This window comes from Rhodococcus sp. GXMU-t2271, from assembly GCF_041414735.1.
GTDB classification, from domain to species: Bacteria; Actinomycetota; Actinomycetes; order Mycobacteriales; family Mycobacteriaceae; genus Rhodococcus; species Rhodococcus indonesiensis.
Map to the genome: position 1 here is coordinate 46186 of NZ_JAUIZP010000016.1, position 16578 is coordinate 62763.

General features: G+C 70.8%; 20 protein-coding genes. 8 read left to right on the forward strand and 12 right to left on the reverse strand.

Annotated features, from left to right (window positions below; translation table 11 throughout):
• Positions 1-72 precede the first annotated feature (72 nt).
• From QYS60_RS05700 to QYS60_RS05710, 3 genes are all read right to left on the reverse strand, one after another.
• A complete protein-coding gene (locus QYS60_RS05700; protein ID WP_371382633.1) occupies positions 73-1323 on the reverse strand; it encodes a quinolone resistance protein norA in 1251 nt (416 codons plus the stop codon).
• Entirely contained in the window at positions 1320-1637 is a 318-nt protein-coding gene (gene fdxA, locus QYS60_RS05705; protein ID WP_289382593.1) for a ferredoxin, read from the reverse strand. The genes QYS60_RS05700 and fdxA overlap by 4 nt, the downstream gene beginning before the upstream one ends.
• A 66-nt stretch (positions 1638-1703) precedes the next feature.
• Positions 1704-2912 (reverse strand): MFS transporter, encoded by a 1209-nt coding sequence (locus QYS60_RS05710; protein ID WP_371382634.1) that lies wholly within the window; start codon positions 2910-2912, stop codon positions 1704-1706.
• Positions 2913-3024: 112 nt separating this feature from the next.
• Between QYS60_RS05710 and QYS60_RS05715 the strand changes: the two genes are divergently transcribed.
• Complete coding sequence (locus QYS60_RS05715) at positions 3025-3783, forward strand: M50 family metallopeptidase (protein WP_040783722.1); 759 nt, start codon at positions 3025-3027, stop codon at positions 3781-3783.
• On the opposite strand, the gene QYS60_RS05720 is transcribed toward QYS60_RS05715, so the two are convergent.
• Both QYS60_RS05720 and QYS60_RS05725 read right to left on the reverse strand, forming a co-directional pair.
• Positions 3784-4434 (reverse strand): cyclase family protein, encoded by a 651-nt coding sequence (locus QYS60_RS05720; protein WP_371382635.1) that lies wholly within the window; start codon positions 4432-4434, stop codon positions 3784-3786. It lies immediately after the preceding gene.
• Between the two features lie 83 nt (positions 4435-4517).
• Positions 4518-5936, reverse strand: coding sequence for an FUSC family protein (locus QYS60_RS05725; protein ID WP_371382636.1), 1419 nt, complete (start codon positions 5934-5936; stop codon positions 4518-4520).
• A 72-nt stretch (positions 5937-6008) separates the two neighbouring features.
• Between QYS60_RS05725 and QYS60_RS05730 the strand changes: the two genes are divergently transcribed.
• Positions 6009-6521, forward strand: a complete 513-nt coding sequence (locus tag QYS60_RS05730) for a MarR family winged helix-turn-helix transcriptional regulator (protein WP_003938489.1) — start codon at positions 6009-6011, stop codon at positions 6519-6521.
• Positions 6522-6530: 9 nt separating this feature from the next.
• On the opposite strand, the gene QYS60_RS05735 is transcribed toward QYS60_RS05730, so the two are convergent.
• The gene (locus QYS60_RS05735; protein ID WP_371382637.1) at positions 6531-7004 is read right to left on the reverse strand and encodes a hypothetical protein; all 474 of its coding nucleotides are present in this window, start codon (positions 7002-7004) and stop codon (positions 6531-6533) included.
• 78 nt (positions 7005-7082) lie between these two features.
• Positions 7083-7898 carry a DUF72 domain-containing protein gene (locus tag QYS60_RS05740; protein ID WP_371382638.1) on the reverse strand — a complete coding sequence of 272 codons (816 nt, stop codon included), beginning with the start codon at positions 7896-7898 and terminating at the stop codon, positions 7083-7085.
• A 108-nt stretch (positions 7899-8006) separates the two neighbouring features.
• Between QYS60_RS05740 and QYS60_RS05745 the strand changes: the two genes are divergently transcribed.
• Positions 8007-8600 (forward strand): HdeD family acid-resistance protein, encoded by a 594-nt coding sequence (locus QYS60_RS05745; protein WP_059174542.1) that lies wholly within the window; start codon positions 8007-8009, stop codon positions 8598-8600.
• Positions 8601-8631: 31 nt separating this feature from the next.
• Here the strand turns inward: QYS60_RS05745 and QYS60_RS05750 are convergent, their stop codons facing one another.
• Complete coding sequence (locus tag QYS60_RS05750; RefSeq protein ID WP_003938747.1) at positions 8632-9042, reverse strand: TIGR03618 family F420-dependent PPOX class oxidoreductase; 411 nt, start codon at positions 9040-9042, stop codon at positions 8632-8634.
• Between the two features lie 154 nt (positions 9043-9196).
• Here QYS60_RS05750 and QYS60_RS05755 point away from each other — a divergent pair, with 154 nt between their 5' ends.
• Positions 9197-9517, forward strand: coding sequence for a GYD domain-containing protein (locus QYS60_RS05755; RefSeq protein ID WP_003938748.1), 321 nt, complete (start codon positions 9197-9199; stop codon positions 9515-9517).
• Positions 9518-9559: 42 nt separating this feature from the next.
• On the opposite strand, the gene QYS60_RS05760 is transcribed toward QYS60_RS05755, so the two are convergent.
• The gene (locus QYS60_RS05760) at positions 9560-10423 is read right to left on the reverse strand and encodes a LysR family transcriptional regulator (RefSeq protein ID WP_003938749.1); all 864 of its coding nucleotides are present in this window, start codon (positions 10421-10423) and stop codon (positions 9560-9562) included.
• 76 nt (positions 10424-10499) lie between these two features.
• On the opposite strand from QYS60_RS05760, the gene QYS60_RS05765 reads away from it, so the two are divergent.
• Together QYS60_RS05765 and QYS60_RS05770 are read left to right on the forward strand one after the other, a co-directional pair.
• On the forward strand, positions 10500-11501 hold the full coding sequence (locus QYS60_RS05765; RefSeq protein WP_371382639.1) for an MFS transporter: 1002 nt from the start codon (positions 10500-10502) through the stop codon (positions 11499-11501).
• A complete protein-coding gene (locus QYS60_RS05770; protein ID WP_371382640.1) occupies positions 11426-11776 on the forward strand; it encodes a hypothetical protein in 351 nt (116 codons plus the stop codon). Before QYS60_RS05765 ends, QYS60_RS05770 begins: the two co-directional genes overlap by 76 nt.
• 44 nt (positions 11777-11820) lie before the next feature.
• Here QYS60_RS05770 and QYS60_RS05775 read toward each other — a convergent pair whose 3' ends face one another.
• Positions 11821-12414, reverse strand: coding sequence for a TetR family transcriptional regulator (locus QYS60_RS05775; RefSeq protein ID WP_371382684.1), 594 nt, complete (start codon positions 12412-12414; stop codon positions 11821-11823).
• A gap of 420 nt (positions 12415-12834) precedes the next feature.
• Between QYS60_RS05775 and QYS60_RS05780 the strand changes: the two genes are divergently transcribed.
• On the forward strand, positions 12835-13758 hold the full coding sequence (locus tag QYS60_RS05780) for an SDR family NAD(P)-dependent oxidoreductase (RefSeq protein ID WP_371382641.1): 924 nt from the start codon (positions 12835-12837) through the stop codon (positions 13756-13758).
• Positions 13759-13859: 101 nt separating this feature from the next.
• Positions 13860-14684, forward strand: a complete 825-nt coding sequence (locus tag QYS60_RS05785) for an IclR family transcriptional regulator (RefSeq protein ID WP_371382685.1) — start codon at positions 13860-13862, stop codon at positions 14682-14684.
• A gap of 78 nt (positions 14685-14762) precedes the next feature.
• On the opposite strand, the gene QYS60_RS05790 is transcribed toward QYS60_RS05785, so the two are convergent.
• Together QYS60_RS05790 and QYS60_RS05795 are read right to left on the reverse strand one after the other, a co-directional pair.
• Entirely contained in the window at positions 14763-15368 is a 606-nt protein-coding gene (locus QYS60_RS05790) for a PaaI family thioesterase (RefSeq protein ID WP_054372621.1), read from the reverse strand.
• Between the two features lie 82 nt (positions 15369-15450).
• Positions 15451-16578, reverse strand: a complete 1128-nt coding sequence (locus QYS60_RS05795; protein WP_371382642.1) for an acyl-CoA dehydrogenase family protein — start codon at positions 16576-16578, stop codon at positions 15451-15453.

The window sequence follows — 16578 nt, forward strand, 5'->3', positions numbered from 1 at the left end:
TAGTCGTGATGCCCGTCACAGTAGAGCCACGTGCGGGAAAAGTCCAGAGTTCGATCCGAACATGCGCAGGAATTATCGGCGGGTGGGGACGGCCACGGGAGGCACGGCGACGGCCGGTGCCCACCGCCCCCGCCCTGCTGCCGCGACGGTCACGCAGAACAGGACGAAGATCGTTACCGCACCGGCGGATCCGTAGGAGTAGCCCCACGCGGACGACAGGGCGCCGGCCACCAGGATCATCACCGCCGCGAAGCCGTACGACGAGCATGCATACAGCGACGTGCTCCTGCCCTGCTCCACCGGCGTCATCCCGGCGGTGAGCAGGATCAGGCCCTGCGCATAGGCGAATCCCTGTCCGATGCCCCACAGGAAGCTGCCGGCCAGCACCGGCCACAACGTGTGCGTGAGGAGCCCGGCAGCGACGAGCACACCGCCGCCGGCGAGCAGGAGCAGGCACAGGCCGGGCCCCGGGGCGCGGCCCACGGCACGGGCGACGTAGGGCCCCAGCCAGGCAGTGACGAGCAGGATGATGGCGGCGAGGACACCGATCACCAGTAGCTCGGAGCCGATCCCGTCCCGCAACGCCGACGGCAGCACGCCGACGGCGATACCGCCGACGGTCCAGCCGGCCGCGCCCAATCCGTAGGCGGGTAGCGCGTTCCGGGACGACCCGGGGTCCGCCCGGGGTGGGAGAGGCCCGGGGGGCCGGGTGGGTTCGTCGTGCCGGAGCGCGGAGAGCCGGCGCCTGCTGCGCCACAGGGCGGCGGCGAGCAGCAGTCCCGAGAGCACGAGCGAGACGGCATGCAGCCGGTAGATGAGCACGGTGGGTTCCGGAAGCAGCTGGGCGACGGTGGCCGCGGCGATCAGACCGAGGAACGAGCCGGCGATCGCGCCGGTCGCCGCGAGGGTGCGGCCCGCGTCACCACGCGCCGCGACGGCCAGCGTCGCGGCGGATCCCGTGGCGAGCCCGACGCACGTTCCGGTCAGCGCGCGGCCGACGAAGAGCAGCCAGGCGGTGTCCGCTCCGGACCACAGGGCGACGTCGCCGAGCAGCCCGACGACGAGCGCTCCGGGCAGCACGGCCCACGCGAACCGCCCGAGCGAGGTCCGGCTCACGAGCAGGAACATCGACACCAGGGCGACGAAGTACGTCACGAACAGGGCGGCCAGCACGAACGGGGACAGGCCCAGATGGTCCTCGTACAACGGGAGGATCGGACCCGGAATGTTGGATCCGACGACGGCGAAGGTGAAGGCCGCCGCCACTGCGGCACCGAGGAGCACCGAACCCCGGCCGGGACGATCCGCCCGGACCGCGATCATGCCCGTACGGGCAGACTCTTCACCAGCGGGGGATCGTAATCGGTCTTTCCGATCTTGGAAGCGCCGCCCGGAGAGCCGATCTCGACGAAGAAGTCGGCATTGATCTGCGTGTAGTCGGCGCGGTCCTCGGGGACGTCGTCCTCGAAGAAGATGGCCTCGACGGGGCAGACCGGTTCGCACGCGCCGCAGTCGACGCATTCCTCCGGGTTGATGTACATCATCCGGCCGCCCTCGTAGATGCAGTCCACCGGGCACTCTTCGATGCAGGCCTTGTCGAGGACGTCGACACAGGGCTCGGTGACGGTGTAGGTCACGGCGCACTCCTCCGATTCGATGACTGCGTGATTTAAGTCATAATCATATTCATTGATTGATCGGTGTCAATGGGTGTCGGCCTCGAGTGCCTCGACGACCGGCCGGCGACGCATCACCGCGACCCCCGCTCCGCACACGCACGCCAGGAAGAACCCACAGAAGGCGTAAGTCGCGGGACGCAAGCCGATTCCGTCCGCCAGGAACCCCAGACCAAGGATTCCCGACCCGACGGTGGCGTATCCGGCGAGCCACACCATCGACACCACCTCGGCGGTCCGTCCCGCCGGGGCGTACCCGCGCGCGAGGGTGAGTCCGGCGAGCTGCGCCAGGCTCTGGCCCAGACCCGCCGCGATCGCCGCCACGACGATCACGGGCACCGAGGCGGCGCCGACCGCGACGGCGATCAGCACCGCAGCCAGCGCGGACACCGAGAGTCCCACCACCGCGACCCGGTAGATGCTCATCCGCCGGACGAGGAACTGGGCCGAGGCACCGGCACCGAAGACGACGAACGACACCGCCCCGGCCAGGGTGCGACTGTCGTTGCCGAGCAGGTCGGCGATCAGCGCCGGACCGAGGGAGATGAACAGCCCTGCCAGCGCGAAGGGGCTGCCGGCCACGGCCATGGCCAGCACGACGGTGCCCGCCATCTCCCGCGGGATACTCGGCAGCTGCACCCAGCGCCCGCCCACCCCGGCCGGGCGACCGCCGACGGCGGTCAGCGGTATCACTGCTGCCGCCAGCGGAACGATCAATACGAGGAAGACCAGGCGGGTGGGTGCCGGTGCCACGTCGGCCAGCACCCCGGAGAGCAGCGGTCCCACGGCCGACCCGGCGACGGGTGCCGCACTGGCGTACAGCGCGGCGCGGCCTCCGCGGCCGGGGCCGAACGCGTCGGCGATCGCCGCCGATCCCGCCGCGCCGAACGCCCCGGAGGCGAGGCCGATGAAGAACCGGCCCGTCTCGAGCCAGAGCGGCGTGCGGGCCGTCGCGAACACGAGGCAGGCCACGATCGCGAGACCGAGCGCCGGCAGCAGCACGGCCCGTCGCCCGAACCGGTCCGACGCCCGGCCGCCGAACACCAGCGCCACCACCGATCCGACGATGTAGCTCACGAAGATGAGGCTGACCGTGCTGGGCGGAAACCCCATCTCTCGCTGCCACACCACGTACAGCGGAGCCGGGGCGTTGCTCGCGGCGAACACGAGGAACACCGACAGTGCGATCCACGACGGCCGGGCCACCCGGCGCCTTTCCAGAATCCCGACCGACACGCGGCCTCCCTATTGATATGAATGATTAACCTAGAGAGTGGCACATTCCCGGCCCCCGTGGAGCGAATTGCCGGACCGTACGATGGCGGACTCCGACAGAAAGGTGCCGTCCGTGGACCCCGAGGCCGACCCGTCCACACCGCTCGAGTCCTTCACCTCCGCCGTCCGCGCCGGCTGGCATGCCGTCAGCTCGGTGAGCGAACCCGCGCCGGCCGTGCTCGTCGTCCTCACCGCGGCCGTCGCGCTGGCGCTGGTGTCGGTGCGCCCGCTGTGGCTGGTGACCCGGCACGTGATCACCCAGGCCCACGAAGGCTCGCATGCGCTCGTCGCCCGGCTCGTCGGCCGGCGGCTGGCAGGCATCCGCCTGCACAGCGACACCTCGGGTGTGACCGTGTCCTCCGGCAATCCGCGCGGGCCGGGCATGATCGCGACCGCGTTCGCGGGGTACACCGGCCCGGCCGCGCTCGGGTTCGTCGCCGCGACCCTCCTCACCACCGGACGGCCCGCGGCGGTGCTGTGGTCGGTGCTCGCGGCCCTCGCCCTGCTGATCCTGTTGATCCGCAACTTCTTCGGATTCGTCTCGGTTCTCGCGGTCGGCGCGGTGATCGGCATCGCCGCGTACTACGGCGACGAACTGGTGCGCTACACCGTCGCGTACCTGACGACCTGGGTACTGCTGTTCGGTGCCACCCGGCCGGTGCTCGAACTGGCACGCACCCATCGGCGCGGCCGCGGGCAGGGTTCCGACGCAGATCAGCTGCGATGGCTCACCCGCGTACCGACGGCCGTGTGGATCGTGGCGTTCGCGGTCGTCACGCTCGGCACCGCGGCATACGGCACCGCACGGATCGTCGCGGCGCAGGTGCCCTGATCACGGTTCGAGTTCGAGCGCCACGGCCCGCACCGGCGCACCGTCCGCGCCCTGCAGCCGCAGCGGGAGAAGACTGATCAGCGGATCGGGAAAGTCGACGAGTTCGAGGTTGCACAGGTTCTCGCACACGATGCCGCCGGCCTCGGCGACGAGCCGATGCGCGGAAAAGTCTTCTCCCAGAGCGGAGTCGATGCTCGGGGCATCGAGAGCGATGGTGTGCACGCCGCGTTCGAGCACCCACCGGCACGCATCCTCCGACAGGTAGGGATGCTCGAAATACGTGTCGGTGCCGTAGTGCTCGGCCCAGCCGGTATGCACGAGGACGATGTCGCCGGGCCCCGGTTCCGGCCCGCCGGCGAGGTGCCGCGGCGTCACGGCGGTACGCGGCGGCAGGCCCCGCACGTCCAGGACGACTCCCCGGCCGACGAAGCGGCCGAGGGGAACCTCGTCGATCGGTGCGGCCCCGGCGCGCATGTGCAGCGGCGCGTCGACGTGGGTTCCGGTCTGCGACCCCATCTCGATCCGCAGCAGGTTGTAGCCGTCGCGCTCGAGTGTCGCGTGCGGGCTCAGCACCGGGACGGGGTCTCCGGGATAGACCTGGGTGTCGCCGGAGACGGTTCGGCTCAGGTCGACGATCCGGCGCACGCGCATGCGCCGATGCTAGACCGAGTGCGATCGTGACCGTCGATACGTCGCAGCTCGGGCGCCGGTCCCGGACCGCCGCGCAAGGTGCGTTACCGCGCGGGTCGCAGGTGGTGCCGGTCGGCGCGGTCGATGGTCACCGCCGCGACGAGCACACCGACCACGACCCCGACGAGCGTGTCGGCGATCCGGCTCATCGCGATCTCCGGGCCCAGGTTCTCGCCGAGCCCGGTGAGCAGCAGTGCCATCGCGGTCACCGCAACGGACGTCGCGGCATAGTTCTTCATCACGTACAGCTCGGCGACGACCTGCAGCACCACGATCGCCAGCGCGTACGGCCAGTAATCCAGGGACAGCGCGATCAACGCCGCCGCCAGCACGGCGCCCGCGACGTTGCCGAGCAGACGCTGGATCGCCCGCTGCACCGTCTGCCGGTAGTTGACGCCCTGCAACGCGGCCATCGCCCCCATCGTCGCCCACAGCGGGTGGTGCAGACCCGCCGCGGCGGCGAACCAGCCCGCCAGGAGCGAGGCGAGGAGCACCCGGGCGGCGCCGACGAGGATCGCGCGGTCCCGCAACCGTGGGACGCCCTCACGCACGAATCCGACGGGCCGTGCGAGGACGGGTGTTCCGGTCCCGTCGACACGGGGAATGGCGATGTCGCGCCGGACTTTCCGAAGTTCGACCTCGAATCGGGCGAATTCGGCCACCCGATCGGGCACGGCGTCGGACTCGGCCTCGTCGACGACCGTGCCGGCGGCGGCGAGCAGCGCGAGGAGTTCGTGGGTGTGCGCGTCCGCCCGACGGGAGCCGAGCGCGACGACGTCGTGAGCCCGGGCGATCGCGGCGCGGGCGCCCGGCACCGCGCAGTGGCCGTCGCGCTCGATTGCCGAGACCGCCGCCAGGGCGCGGGCGACGGCGATTCGCGCGGGCCCGTGCGGGTGATACAGGGCGGGGACCATCGAGATCACCCATCCCACAACCACTCCCACAGACGCGGCAACGACCGCGTCCCGTACGTCCGTGGCGGTGCGCGCGAATCCGGCTGCGCCGGCGGCCGCGAAGACCAGGATGACCGGTCCCGGCCCGGACAGCCGGAAGGCCCCCAGAACCCAGAAGGCGAACCCGGCCGCTACCGAGAGCGCCGCAATCTGCATCCCCATCGGCACCGTGGCCGCGCCGACACCGGCGCCGAGTGCGACGTAGCCGACCACACCGAGTCCGACCATCGCCATCTTTCCGGCCAGTCGCGGATAGGGCTCGTAGCGTCCGAAGGCCGAGGCGAGCGCGCCGAGGGCGGCGAATCCGGCCAGGTGTGGCAGGTGCAGGAGGCCGCCTCCGGCGAGCGCGACGAGCACCGCCGATCCCACGCGCAGCGCAGGCGCCACGGTGGCGTCGGCACTGCGGAAGTCGAGCGCCTCGCGCCACGCGGCAGGCGACAGCGAATGCGCGAGCGCGGTCGTCGAGTGCCTGAGACGGTTGTGGTCTGGGATCGGGAGGGAGGGGCGCACCTCTCCAGTGTAGATATTTCAGAGATAAATTAAATGTGAATTGAGTGTGAGACTCCTCGCTAGGATGGACCCATGTCGGACACCGCCCAGCCCGAGGACTTCGTGGACCACGTTCGGCTCGGCTGGGCCGAGACGCACCCCGGCTTCGACACCCGCCCGATCGACGTCATCGGCCGTATCACCCGGATCAGTTCCCTCGCCCTCTCCCAGCTCGACCGGGAACTCGTGCCGAGCGGTGTCACACGTCCCGAGTTCGAAGTGCTGTGCGCGCTGGCGCGCAGCAACACGCCTCTGCGTGCCAGCGAGGTCACGTCGGTCACCGGGTTGAGCGGCGCCTCCACCACCAAGCACGCCGACCGCCTCGTGGGGCTCGGGCTGGTCGAGCGCCGGCGTTTCGAGCGCGACGGCCGCGTCGTCCTGCTCTCCCTCACCGAAGCGGGCCGCGCCGTGGTCGACGCCGAGTTCCCCCGACGCGTCGAACGTGAGCGCCGCATGCTCGACGGCTTCACCGACGACGAACTCGACACCCTCACCGCGCTGCTGCGACGACTCACCCGCGCAGTCGAGGACCACACCCGGCACTGAGGCGGGCCGTCAGGGCATCTCGACCGTCTCGGCACGCTCGATCTCCCCGAGCGCGCGACGCAGGTACGTGCCCGGGTCCGCCCGGCGGGCCGCCAGCAGGTCGGCCAGCACGACCAGGCCGGCCCGCAGGTACTCGTCGGGACGAGCCTTCGGTGCGTCGGGATCCGACACCCCGAGGGTGCCGGTGAGCACGGCCACCACCGTGTCCGGGTGCAGCGACGGCAGCCACGCCGCCCCCGTGCGCGCGCTGCGCTCGAACACCGCCTGCACGTCCTCGCCGGCCAGGCCGTCCGGGTGCAGCTCCTCGAGCAGCTCGCGCATCATCGTCGCGTGCACGCCGGCGACCTGCTCGTACGGCAGCGCTACCAGCTCGGTCGTCGCGTCCTCCCAGGCCGGGACCGACCGCGTCCGGGCGGCGGCGAGCGCCACGCTGGTGTGCTCCGCGATTTCCCGCGCGAGCTGCGGCCAGTGCGTGGGCCACACGGTGTCCTCCTCGGGTCGCCGATGCTCCCGGCGAGCGCCGGCGCGTCACGACGAGCGTGCCATGCCGCACCGACACGGTCAGCCGACGCGGCGCTGCAGTTCGAGCGCATCCCAGGGCGCGTAGCCCTTGATGTCGTTGTCGAAGTACACGTACACGTCGCGCCCCTCGGAGCGCCAGCCACGGACCCGCGCCGCCCACTCGTCCAAGGTGTCGGGGGCGTACCCGCTCGCGTACAGCTCGGTGTCTCCGTGCAGTCGCACGTAGACGAAATCGGTGGTGGCCTCGGTCAGGAACGGAAACCGCCCGGCCGTGTCGGCGACGACGAGGGCGACGCCGAGCCGGGCCAGCAGTGCCGCCGCGTCCGGGTCCGTGAAACTCGGGTGCCGCACCTCGAGCGCGTACCGGAGGGGCCGATCCGCCTCGGTTTCCGTCCACGCCCGATCGTCGGGAACCTTCTCGGTGTGGCGCACGGCGAGCGCCGCGGCCTCGGTCGTCGAGGCAGGCAACCGGTCGACGAACGCGGCGAGCCGCTCCGGCTCGAATGCCAAGGAGGGCGGCAGTTGCCACAGCACGGGCCCCAGCTTCGGGCCGAGCGCGAGCACACCGGACGCGAAGAAGTTGGCGAGGGCGTCGTCGACGTCGACGAGGCGCTTCATGTGGGTGACGTACCGGCCGCCCTTGACGGCGAAGACGAACCCGTCCGGTGTCTCGTCCCGCCACCGCAGGAAGCTCGACGGCCGCTGCAGCGCATAGAAGGTGCCGTTGATCTCGATCGATCCGAACCGCTCCGCGGCGTACTCGAGTTCGCGGCGCTGCACCAGCCCCGCCGGGTAGAAGTCACCGCGCCATTCGGCGTACCGCCAGCCGGAGATCCCGATCCGCACCTGAGCCATCGCTCCACGGTAACGCTCGTCACGACTGGGAATCGGATCGTCATTCGGCAGGCGGGGGAAACCGTACGGGCCTACGCTGTGCCCGAACTACGAGACCGCATCCTAGGAGTGGCCGTGTCCGAGAGAGCGTTCACCGCAAACGATCAGTTCAGTCCCCTGTTCAAACAGATGTGGTGGTTGGTGCTGATCCGGGGCATCCTCGCCGTGTTGTTCGGTGTCGTCGCCCTGGTGTGGCCGGGGATCACCGTCTGGGCCCTCGTGGTGGTATTCGGCATCTACGCCATCGTCGACGGCGTCGTACTCGTCTACCACTCGATTCGCGACCGGGCCCGCCTCGACGGCTGGGGCTGGTGGCTCGCGATGGGCCTGGTCTCCATCGCCGCCGGCATCGTCGCCCTCGTCTGGCCCGCGGCCACCGCACTCGTGGTGCTGTACATCATCGCGTTCTACGCGATCCTGTTCGGCGTCACCGGCATCATCGGTGCGCTGAGCTTCCGGAAGGTCCCGAACTCGGGATGGGGGTGGTCGCTCTTCGCCGGCATCCTCGCGGTTCTGTTGGGTGTCGTGCTGCTGATCTTCCCCGGCAGCGGGATCATCAGCCTCATCTGGCTGTTGGGTATCTACGCCATCCTCTTCGGCGTGCTGCTGATCGTCGTGGCCTTCCAGGTCCGGAAGGTGGCGAAGGAGGCCGGGCTCGTGTGAGCCCGGCCCCGGGGCCGGCGGCGGGACTGTGTCAGGCCGCATCCTTCAGCCGGCCCCACGCATGCCAGCGGTCGATCTCGATCCAGGCACTGACCCGCGGCCGGTTGCGCACCCCGTAGGGCGTGCCGGTGTAGTGCCGCGCGACGCGGTCGATGTCGGTCAGCTCGGGGTCGTCGACGAACTCGACGACCCGCCCCTGGAGGCTCACGTGCGTCACCCAGTCCGCCGGGTCCATCGCGCTCAGGCTGACCCGGGGATCTCGGCGCAGGTGCTCGAGCCGCTTGCGCTCGGCGTCCATGTTCACCAGGATCCGGCCGTTCTCGAACAGGTACCAGGTGGGCACCGACACCGGATGTCCGTCGGCCCGCACCGTACTGATGGTGGCGTAGTTCGGCTGAGCGAGCATCTCGGCGACGGCCTGCGGCAGCGGAGGTCTGGGCACGGCAGTAGTCCTCTCGTCGGAAAGGTCGGGCGGTTCGGTCACGAACCTACGCCGGTTCGGGGCGAAACCGCCCCACGAGGGCGCGAGCGGGTCGACCATGGAGGGGGCACCGAGCCCGGCCGTGGAATGGCCCGACAGCCGAGGAGTCGAGAACATGCCGAAGTACCTGTGGCAGGTCACCTACACCCCCGAGGGCGCGCAGGGTCTGCTCTCCGAGGGTGGTTCCGTCCGTAGTTCCGCCATCACCGAGATGGTCGAGAGTGTCGGTGGCAGCGTCGAGTCCGTGCACTTCGCGCTCGGCGGGCACGACCTCTACGTCATCGGGGACGTGCCCGACGATCTCGCCGCGGCCACGCTCGAGTTCCGCACCCGTGCGTCGGGTATCGCGCGTTCCGTGCCGATCCGGCTGCTCACCCCTCAGGAGATGGACGACGCGGTGCATCGCAACGCCGCGTACCGGACGCCGGGGCACTGAGCGGGACCGAGCGGGACGCTCGCTGACGGTCGGATCGCCGGGTCAGAGCAGGTCGAGGAACAGACGCGCGGCGGTGGAGGACGGGGCCGGGTCGCGGCACACCAGCGCCAGTGTGCGGTGCGGCGGCCCGGGCCGCAGCCCGATGCGGTGCAGGCCGCTGCGTCGCGCGATCGGTTCGGGGATGACCGCGACGCCGAGACCGTGGCGGACGAGATCGAGCAGGCGATCCATGTCCCCGACGCGGAACGTCACGTCGCGGTGCACGCCCGCGCGGACGAACAGCGCATCCACGGTGGTCTGCAGTCCGGTGCCGGCCTCGAATTCGATGAACGGGTACGGCTGCAGCCCGGCCGGATCGGTCTCCGCGACGGCGGCCAGCCGGTGGCCGGGTGCGACCACGGCGACCAGTTCCTCGGTGTAGGTGCGCAACGCGACGAGCCCGGGCGGCAGCGGACGCGCGTCGAGGGCCACGAACGCCAGGTCCAGTTCTGCCGTGACGAGGGCGTCGAACAGTTCGGTGGTGGTCGCCTCTCGCAGGGCCACTTCGATACCCGGGTGGGCGCGGTGCAATTGCGCGAGCAGCGACGGCAGGTCCGCGGCCCGGAATGTCTGCACGGTACCCACCGCGAGGGTGCCGGTCGCACCGCTTTCCAGTCTCGCCACGGCTGCGCGGGCCTCCGCGGCCTCACGTAGCAGCCGCTGCGCGTAGGGATAGAGGGTCCTGCCCGCCGCGGTCGGGAGCACCGACCGGGTGGTGCGCTCGAACAGCGACGCTCCGAGTTCGTGCTCGAGCGCGCGCACGGACGCACTGAGCGCCGACTGCGACAGGTGCACCGACTCGGCGGCCCGGGTGAAGTGCCCGTGCTCGGCGACGGCCACGAAGTGCCGCAACTGCCGTAGTTCCATTCATCGACTCTATCGCTCGGATTCATCGATTCATCCCGTTGGACACATCAATGCCGCGGCTCGCAGGATCGGTGCCATGCAGTCCCCGTCCACCGGCGCCCCGACCGCCGACACCCCGACCACGCGCATGCCCCGCCGGCTCGTCGTCGCGATGGCCCTGGCCTCCGGCCTGGTTGTGGCCAACAGCTACTACGCCCAGCCGCTCGTCGGCGCCGTCGCCGACAGCCTCGACGCCTCCACCACACAGGTCGGATGGGTGGTCACCGCGGGCCAGATCGGGTACGCCGTCGGTCTGGCGCTGCTGGTGCCGCTGGGCGACATGGTCGAACGGCGGCGGCTGCTGCGACGCATGCTCGTGCTCACCGCCGCCGGCCTGCTGGTCATGGCCTGGGCACCGAGCTGGCAGATCCTCGCAGTCACGGCCGTGCTCGTCAGCACCGGATCGGTCGTCGGCCAGATCCTCGTCCCGTTCGCCGCATCTCTGGCCCGGGACGACGAACGCGGACGTGTGATCGGAAACGTGATGACCGGCCTGCTGCTCGGCATTCTCCTCTCCCGCGTCGTGGCGGGCCTGGTGGCCGAGATCGCCGGGTGGCGAGCGGTGTTCGTGCTGGCCGCGGTGCTGATGCTCTGCACCGTGCTGCTGGTGCGGACCCTTCCGGTCCTGCCCCCGGCGACCACCGCCGGCTACCGCACGGTGCTCGCCTCGGTGGTGCACTTGATCCGCGACGAACCGGTACTGCGCAGCCGGATCGCCTACGGTGCCCTGACCTACGCCTCGTTCGGAGTGTTCTGGACCAGCGTCGGCTTCCTGCTCGCCGGGCCGGGGTACGGGTGGTCCGAGGCCCGCATCGGGATCTTCACCCTCGTCGGGGTCGCCGGCGCGCTGGCAGCACGGACGGCCGGCATCTTCGCCGACCGCGGCTACGCCCGCCGGCAGACGGGGCTGTTCGTCGCGGTCACCGCGGTCAGCTTCGTGTTCCTCGCTTCGGCGAACACCACGTGCCGGCACTCGCGGTGGGCGTCGCCCTGCTGGACCTGGGTATCCAGGGAACGCACATCAGCAACCAGAGCCTGATCCAGCCGTTGCGGCCCGACGCCCGCAGCCGCCTCAACACCGCGTACATGACGTCCTACTTCCTGGCCGGCGCCCTCTGCAGCGCGCTGTCCACGGCCGCCTACCTCACCGGCGGATGGCTCGCGGTGTGCGTCCTCGGAGCGGTCTTCCCCACTGCGGGTTTCGCCCTCTTCGCCGGGGAACACCTGATGCAGCACCGGCGCACCCCGGCCGCGGAGACACGCGGTGACGGAGACCCGACGAAGGTACGGAGGCAATCAGGCCCGGACGCGTGAGACTGTGCATCGCAACGTGATCCGTCGCCCTCGGTGGGCAGCCTTCAGCTCGAGGCGGGACGATCGCTCAGTACCAGCCGGCACACGTCCTCGACGTTGCGCAGCGCCTCGGCGAATCTGATGCGATCCGTCGTCCACAGGACCAGCGAATTGAGCATGGTGCTGCCGATCGCCAGCGAGGCCAGCCGTGCCCGCTCGGCCGGAATTCCCTCCATCGCTTCGAGGACGGCCGAGCGGTTGACCGCAGACCGCTCGACCAGTGTCTCCACCACGAACGGATCCCTGCAGGTCTGCAGCTCGACCTCCAGGCGGGCGAAGTACGGGCCCCGTTGGAACGCCTTCATCTGCCGCACGTACAACCGGACGACGCGCTCCACCACATCCCCCGCCCGGGCGTCGCGGTCGGGGCGGCGCCGGCGCTCGGCGGCGAGCCGCTGCGACAGGCGGTCGTTCCAGGCCGCCATCGCGGCGGCGAGCAGTTGCGGCTTGGCCGGGAAGTATCGGTACAGGGTGCCGAGCGCCACCCCGGAACGCTCGGCCACGTCCCGCATCTGGATGCTGTCGGGACTCGTCTCCTCGAGCATCTCGACGACGGTCTCGGTGATCCGGCTGCGTCGCCGCAGTTGTGCGGGGGTCATGTCGTCCGGGCTCATGGGGACACCGGCGGCTGCGGAACTCACCTGCGCAGACTAGCGCGGCCCCGCGGCAGCGACGACAGGGTCACAGAGGGCGGGCCGATCGGTCGCCGTAGCGGCGTCGAGCACCCGTGGGGAGCGTCGGAAGAGCGAGCACGATCCCGCCCCATGTCCCGGTCAGCGGAATAGAATCACGTTCTTTTATTCGTCGTCGTATACATGGAATATGCAGCTGAACCACTTCTGGGTCGGCGAGGCGGGACCCATCCCTTCCTCGACAGAAAAAGAATCTGATTCTATTCTGCTGACCGAGCGACAGGATCGGTCGCCGCGGGGTGGACCACGCTGCAGGAACAGTCCGCACCTGCGCGGACCCGTCGCGCCGGCCCGTGGGACCGGCATCCATCGAAACGAGGAGACGTTGTGAGCGACACCGACCTGACCGGCCGCACGGCCGTGGTGACGGGAGCCGGGTCCGGCCTGGGCCGGGCCGAGGCGCACGCACTCGCCGAACGGGGCGCAGCCGTCGTCGTCAACGACATCGGAGCTGCTGCACACACCGTCGCCGCCGAGATCGAGGCGCGCGGCGGCAGGGCGATCGCCGTCGAAGGTGACGTCGGGGCCTGGTCGATCGGCGACCGCCTCGTCGACGCGGCTGTCGAACAGTTCGGCAGCCTCGACGTCGTGGTGAACAACGCGGGCATCATCCGCGACGCGATGCTGGTCAACATGACCGAGGAGAAGTGGGACGAGGTGATCCGCGTGCATCTGAAGGGGCACGCGGCGCTGACCACCGCGGCGGCGAGATACTGGCGTACGGAGTCGAAATCGTCGGGCGCCCCGGTGTACGGGCGGCTGATCAACACCACCTCGGAGGCGTTCCTCTTCGGCGGGGCGGGGCAATCGAACTACGCCGCCGCCAAGTCCGGAATCGTCGCTCTCACCCTGGCAGCCGCGCACGGACTTTCCCGGTACGGGGTGACCGCCAACGCGATCGCGCCGAGGGCGCGCACGGAGATGACCGCGCACGTCTTCGACGAAGACCCGTCCGGATCGGCCGTCGACATCCTGGCCCCCGAGCGGGTGGCGACCTTCGTGGCCTACCTGGCGTGTCCGGCGGCGAGCCGCGTGAACGGTCAGGTCTTCGTCGTCTACGGCGACATAGTGGCGCTGATGGCTCCCCCGACGGTGGAGAATCGATTCACCGCCGGCTCCGGGGTCTTCACCCTCGACGAACTCGACGCGCAGGTCTCCGGGTACTTCGCCGATCGCCCCGCCGACCGGACGTTCTCCGCCCGCAGCGTCGCAGCCCTGGACACCACCGGCGTGCGTACCAAGCTCTCGTGACGGCACCGATCGTCATCCGGCGGCGCCGCCGCGCCGGCCCGCGTAGCGCACCAAGCAAGTGCTAGGTAACGTGAGCCGAAGGAGGTCAGACCTTGACTGTGATGCGTAGTGACTCGATTCCGGTGTCGGACATGCCGCGTGAGCAGCGCCCCAGCGTGGCGGAGCGGTTCACCCAGATCCTCGACGTGTTCACATCCGGTCCCGACCGGATGTTCCTCGAGGAGATCACGGCCGCCACCGGACTGCCCCGCTCGACCGTCTTCCGCTTGCTGACCCAGCTCGTCGACCTCCACTGGGTCGAACACGACTCCCGCGGATACGGACCCGGGCTGCGGATGCAGACGATGGCCCGGCCCCGGGACTACTCACAGCTGCGCGCCGCGGCCGCGGGGATGCTCAACGACCTGCAGATCGGCACCGGCGGGGTCGCGCACCTGACGGTGCTGGAAGGCTCGTCCGTGTACTTTCTCGACCGGATCGGGGGCGCGGCCAGCGCGGGCATCCCTTCCCAGGTCGCGGCCCGGCTTCCGGCCGAGAGCACCGTCAGTGGACGGGCACTGCTCGCCGGCCTCGAGCCGGAGCGGGTCGACGCTCTCATGACGGCCGGGCCGCACGTCCGGTCCCGCGCCGATCTGGCGGCACTGCACGACCGTCTGAACCGGGTGCGCCAGCGGCAGGGCCTCGCGTTCGTGCCCGGCCACTCGTGCCCCATGTCCATCAGCGCGGTCGCCGCACCGGTCGTCGGCCCCGACGGCGTCGTGGGTGCGATCTCGGTGGCGTGCCGCGGAACGGTCGAACTCGCCCACATCGCACCGATGGTCTGGGCCGCCGCACGCCGCACCTCGCGGATGCTCACCCCCGGCCGCTCCGGTTCCACCGCGCGGACCCGCCTGGCGCACCGAACGCGTGTGGGTGTCGCGAACTAGAACGCGACGGCGCGCCGGACGTCGTCCGGCGCGCCGCGAATTCACTTTTCCTGCAAACTGTTCGGTCGACGGAACCGGTCATTCCTCGACGCGGACGAACACTCCCCGCGCCTCGACCGTGCGCTCACCGCGGCATTCGATCCAGCCCTCGGCGACGGTCTTCCGGCCCTCGGTCTCGACGATCCGCGAATACAGATCCAGCGGCTCGTCGAGCGGCGTGCGGCGCAGGTAGCGCAGGTCGAGCGACGCCGTCAGCGAACGGCTGCCCCGGGCCTGCATGAGGGTGCCGAGCATGCAGTCCAGCAGGTGAGCGCTGAACCCGCCGTGCACGCTGTCGGGCGGACCCTCGTGCAGGGCGTTCGCGACCAGCCGGGCCCGCGCCTCGTCCGCGCCGAAGTGGATCTCGAGCGGAATGCCCATCGGGTTGTGGGTGAACAGCGCCCACGGCTCGCGCCCACCCGTGTCCCGGGACCGCGACGGACCGTCGAACGGGGGACGCAGCACCCGCGAGCGCGGTCGCACGCCGAGGGTCTCGGCCAGTTCGGCGATCGTTGCGCGGGCGGCGCGGACGGTGTCGGCGTCCGCCGTCGTGGTCGCCGCGGCCAGCATCAGCGCGCGGGTCGCGGCAACGAGTTCCGCGGACGCCTCCCGCAGGTCCGCGGGCACATCGATGGTGCGGGTCATCGGGAGTCCTCTCCGGCGATCCGGCGCGTGAGCGCCGAGCCGATGCCGGCGTCGGTGACGAGTGCCGGGCGCCCGGGATGCGTCATGCGGGTGCCCCGATCCTGGGTGCAGACCCGAGGACGTCGCCCAGCTCGGCCGCGGTGGCGTCCGCACCGCCGAGGCTGAAGCACAGCTGCCGTCCCCACAGGAAGTAGCGGTGGATCGGGTAGTCCACGTCCGCTCCGATACCGCCGTGCAGGTGCTGCGTCGCGTGCACCACCCGCAGACCGCCTCGCGACGCCCACCATTTGGCGACGAGGACCGCGGATTCGGCCTCCTGCTCCCGTCCGGCGTCGAGCAGCCACGCCACCCGCCGGGTGGTGAGCCGGATCGCCTCGGTGTCGAGGTAGGCGTCGGCGGCGCGCACCGCCACGGCCTGATTGGTCGACAGCGGCCGACCGAACTGGACTCGCTGCGAGGTGTATTCGGCCGTCGTCTGCAGCGCCTGCGTGCACACGCCCAGCTGCACCGCGGCGAGCGCGAGCTGGATCCGGCGGCGCACCCAGGCGACCGTCTCCACGCCGTCGCCCGGCAGACGATCGGCCGCGGGCACGACGACGTCGTCGAACCGGAGGTTGGCGAAGCTGCCGCGGTCGGTGGCGGCGACCGGTTCCACCGTGACGCCGTCCGCCCCGGTCGGTATCACTGCGACGGCGAGCGATCCGTCGTCGCACCGGACCGGAACGGTCGTGGCGGCGGCCACGGCCGCGGCGGGCACGCCGGCGACGGTTCCGCTGACGACCAGGTCGTCGCCCTTGCTCACGGCCGACAACGAGGTGAGTTCACCGTAGGGTGCGTCGAACGCGGCGACGATCGGTCGGGAGCCGTCCACGATGCCGGGCACCAGCCGTTCGACCTGCTCGGCCGTGCCGAACCGGACGATCGCCGACGCGGCCGCCGTCACCGACCACAGCGGCACCGGCGCCACGTGCCGGCCCTGCTGCTCGAGCACGGTGATCAGGCCGAGCAGACCCATCCCGGCGCCACCGGACTCCTCCGGCACCGCGATGCCGAGCAGACCGGCGTCGGCCAGGGCGCTCCACAGCTTCGCGTCGAAGCCGCCCTCGTTCTTCTCCACCTCGACGACCCGCTCGACCGGCGCGAGCTGCCGGAAGAGCTGGGACGCCAGGTCCTGCACACTCGTCAGGTCCTCGTCGAGTTCGAAATCCAT

Coding starts and splice junctions, on each gene's coding strand:
- QYS60_RS05700 (WP_371382633.1), bottom strand. CDS start 1,323: ATGATCGCGGTCCGGGCGGATCGTCCCGGCCGGGGTTCGGTGCTCCTC.
- QYS60_RS05720 (WP_371382635.1), bottom strand. CDS start 4,434: ATGCGCGTGCGCCGGATCGTCGACCTGAGCCGAACCGTCTCCGGCGAC.
- QYS60_RS05730 (WP_003938489.1), top strand. CDS start 6,009: ATGTCGGACACCGCCCAGCCCGAGGACTTCGTGGACCACGTTCGGCTC.
- QYS60_RS05740 (WP_371382638.1), bottom strand. CDS start 7,898: ATGGCTCAGGTGCGGATCGGGATCTCCGGCTGGCGGTACGCCGAATGG.
- QYS60_RS05755 (WP_003938748.1), top strand. CDS start 9,197: ATGCCGAAGTACCTGTGGCAGGTCACCTACACCCCCGAGGGCGCGCAG.
- QYS60_RS05760 (WP_003938749.1), bottom strand. CDS start 10,423: ATGGAACTACGGCAGTTGCGGCACTTCGTGGCCGTCGCCGAGCACGGG.
- QYS60_RS05765 (WP_371382639.1), top strand. CDS start 10,500: ATGCAGTCCCCGTCCACCGGCGCCCCGACCGCCGACACCCCGACCACG.
- QYS60_RS05775 (WP_371382684.1), bottom strand. CDS start 12,414: ATGACCCCCGCACAACTGCGGCGACGCAGCCGGATCACCGAGACCGTC.
- QYS60_RS05785 (WP_371382685.1), top strand. CDS start 13,860: ATGCGTAGTGACTCGATTCCGGTGTCGGACATGCCGCGTGAGCAGCGC.
- QYS60_RS05790 (WP_054372621.1), bottom strand. CDS start 15,368: ATGACCCGCACCATCGATGTGCCCGCGGACCTGCGGGAGGCGTCCGCG.
- QYS60_RS05795 (WP_371382642.1), bottom strand. CDS start 16,578: ATGGATTTCGAACTCGACGAGGACCTGACGAGTGTGCAGGACCTGGCG.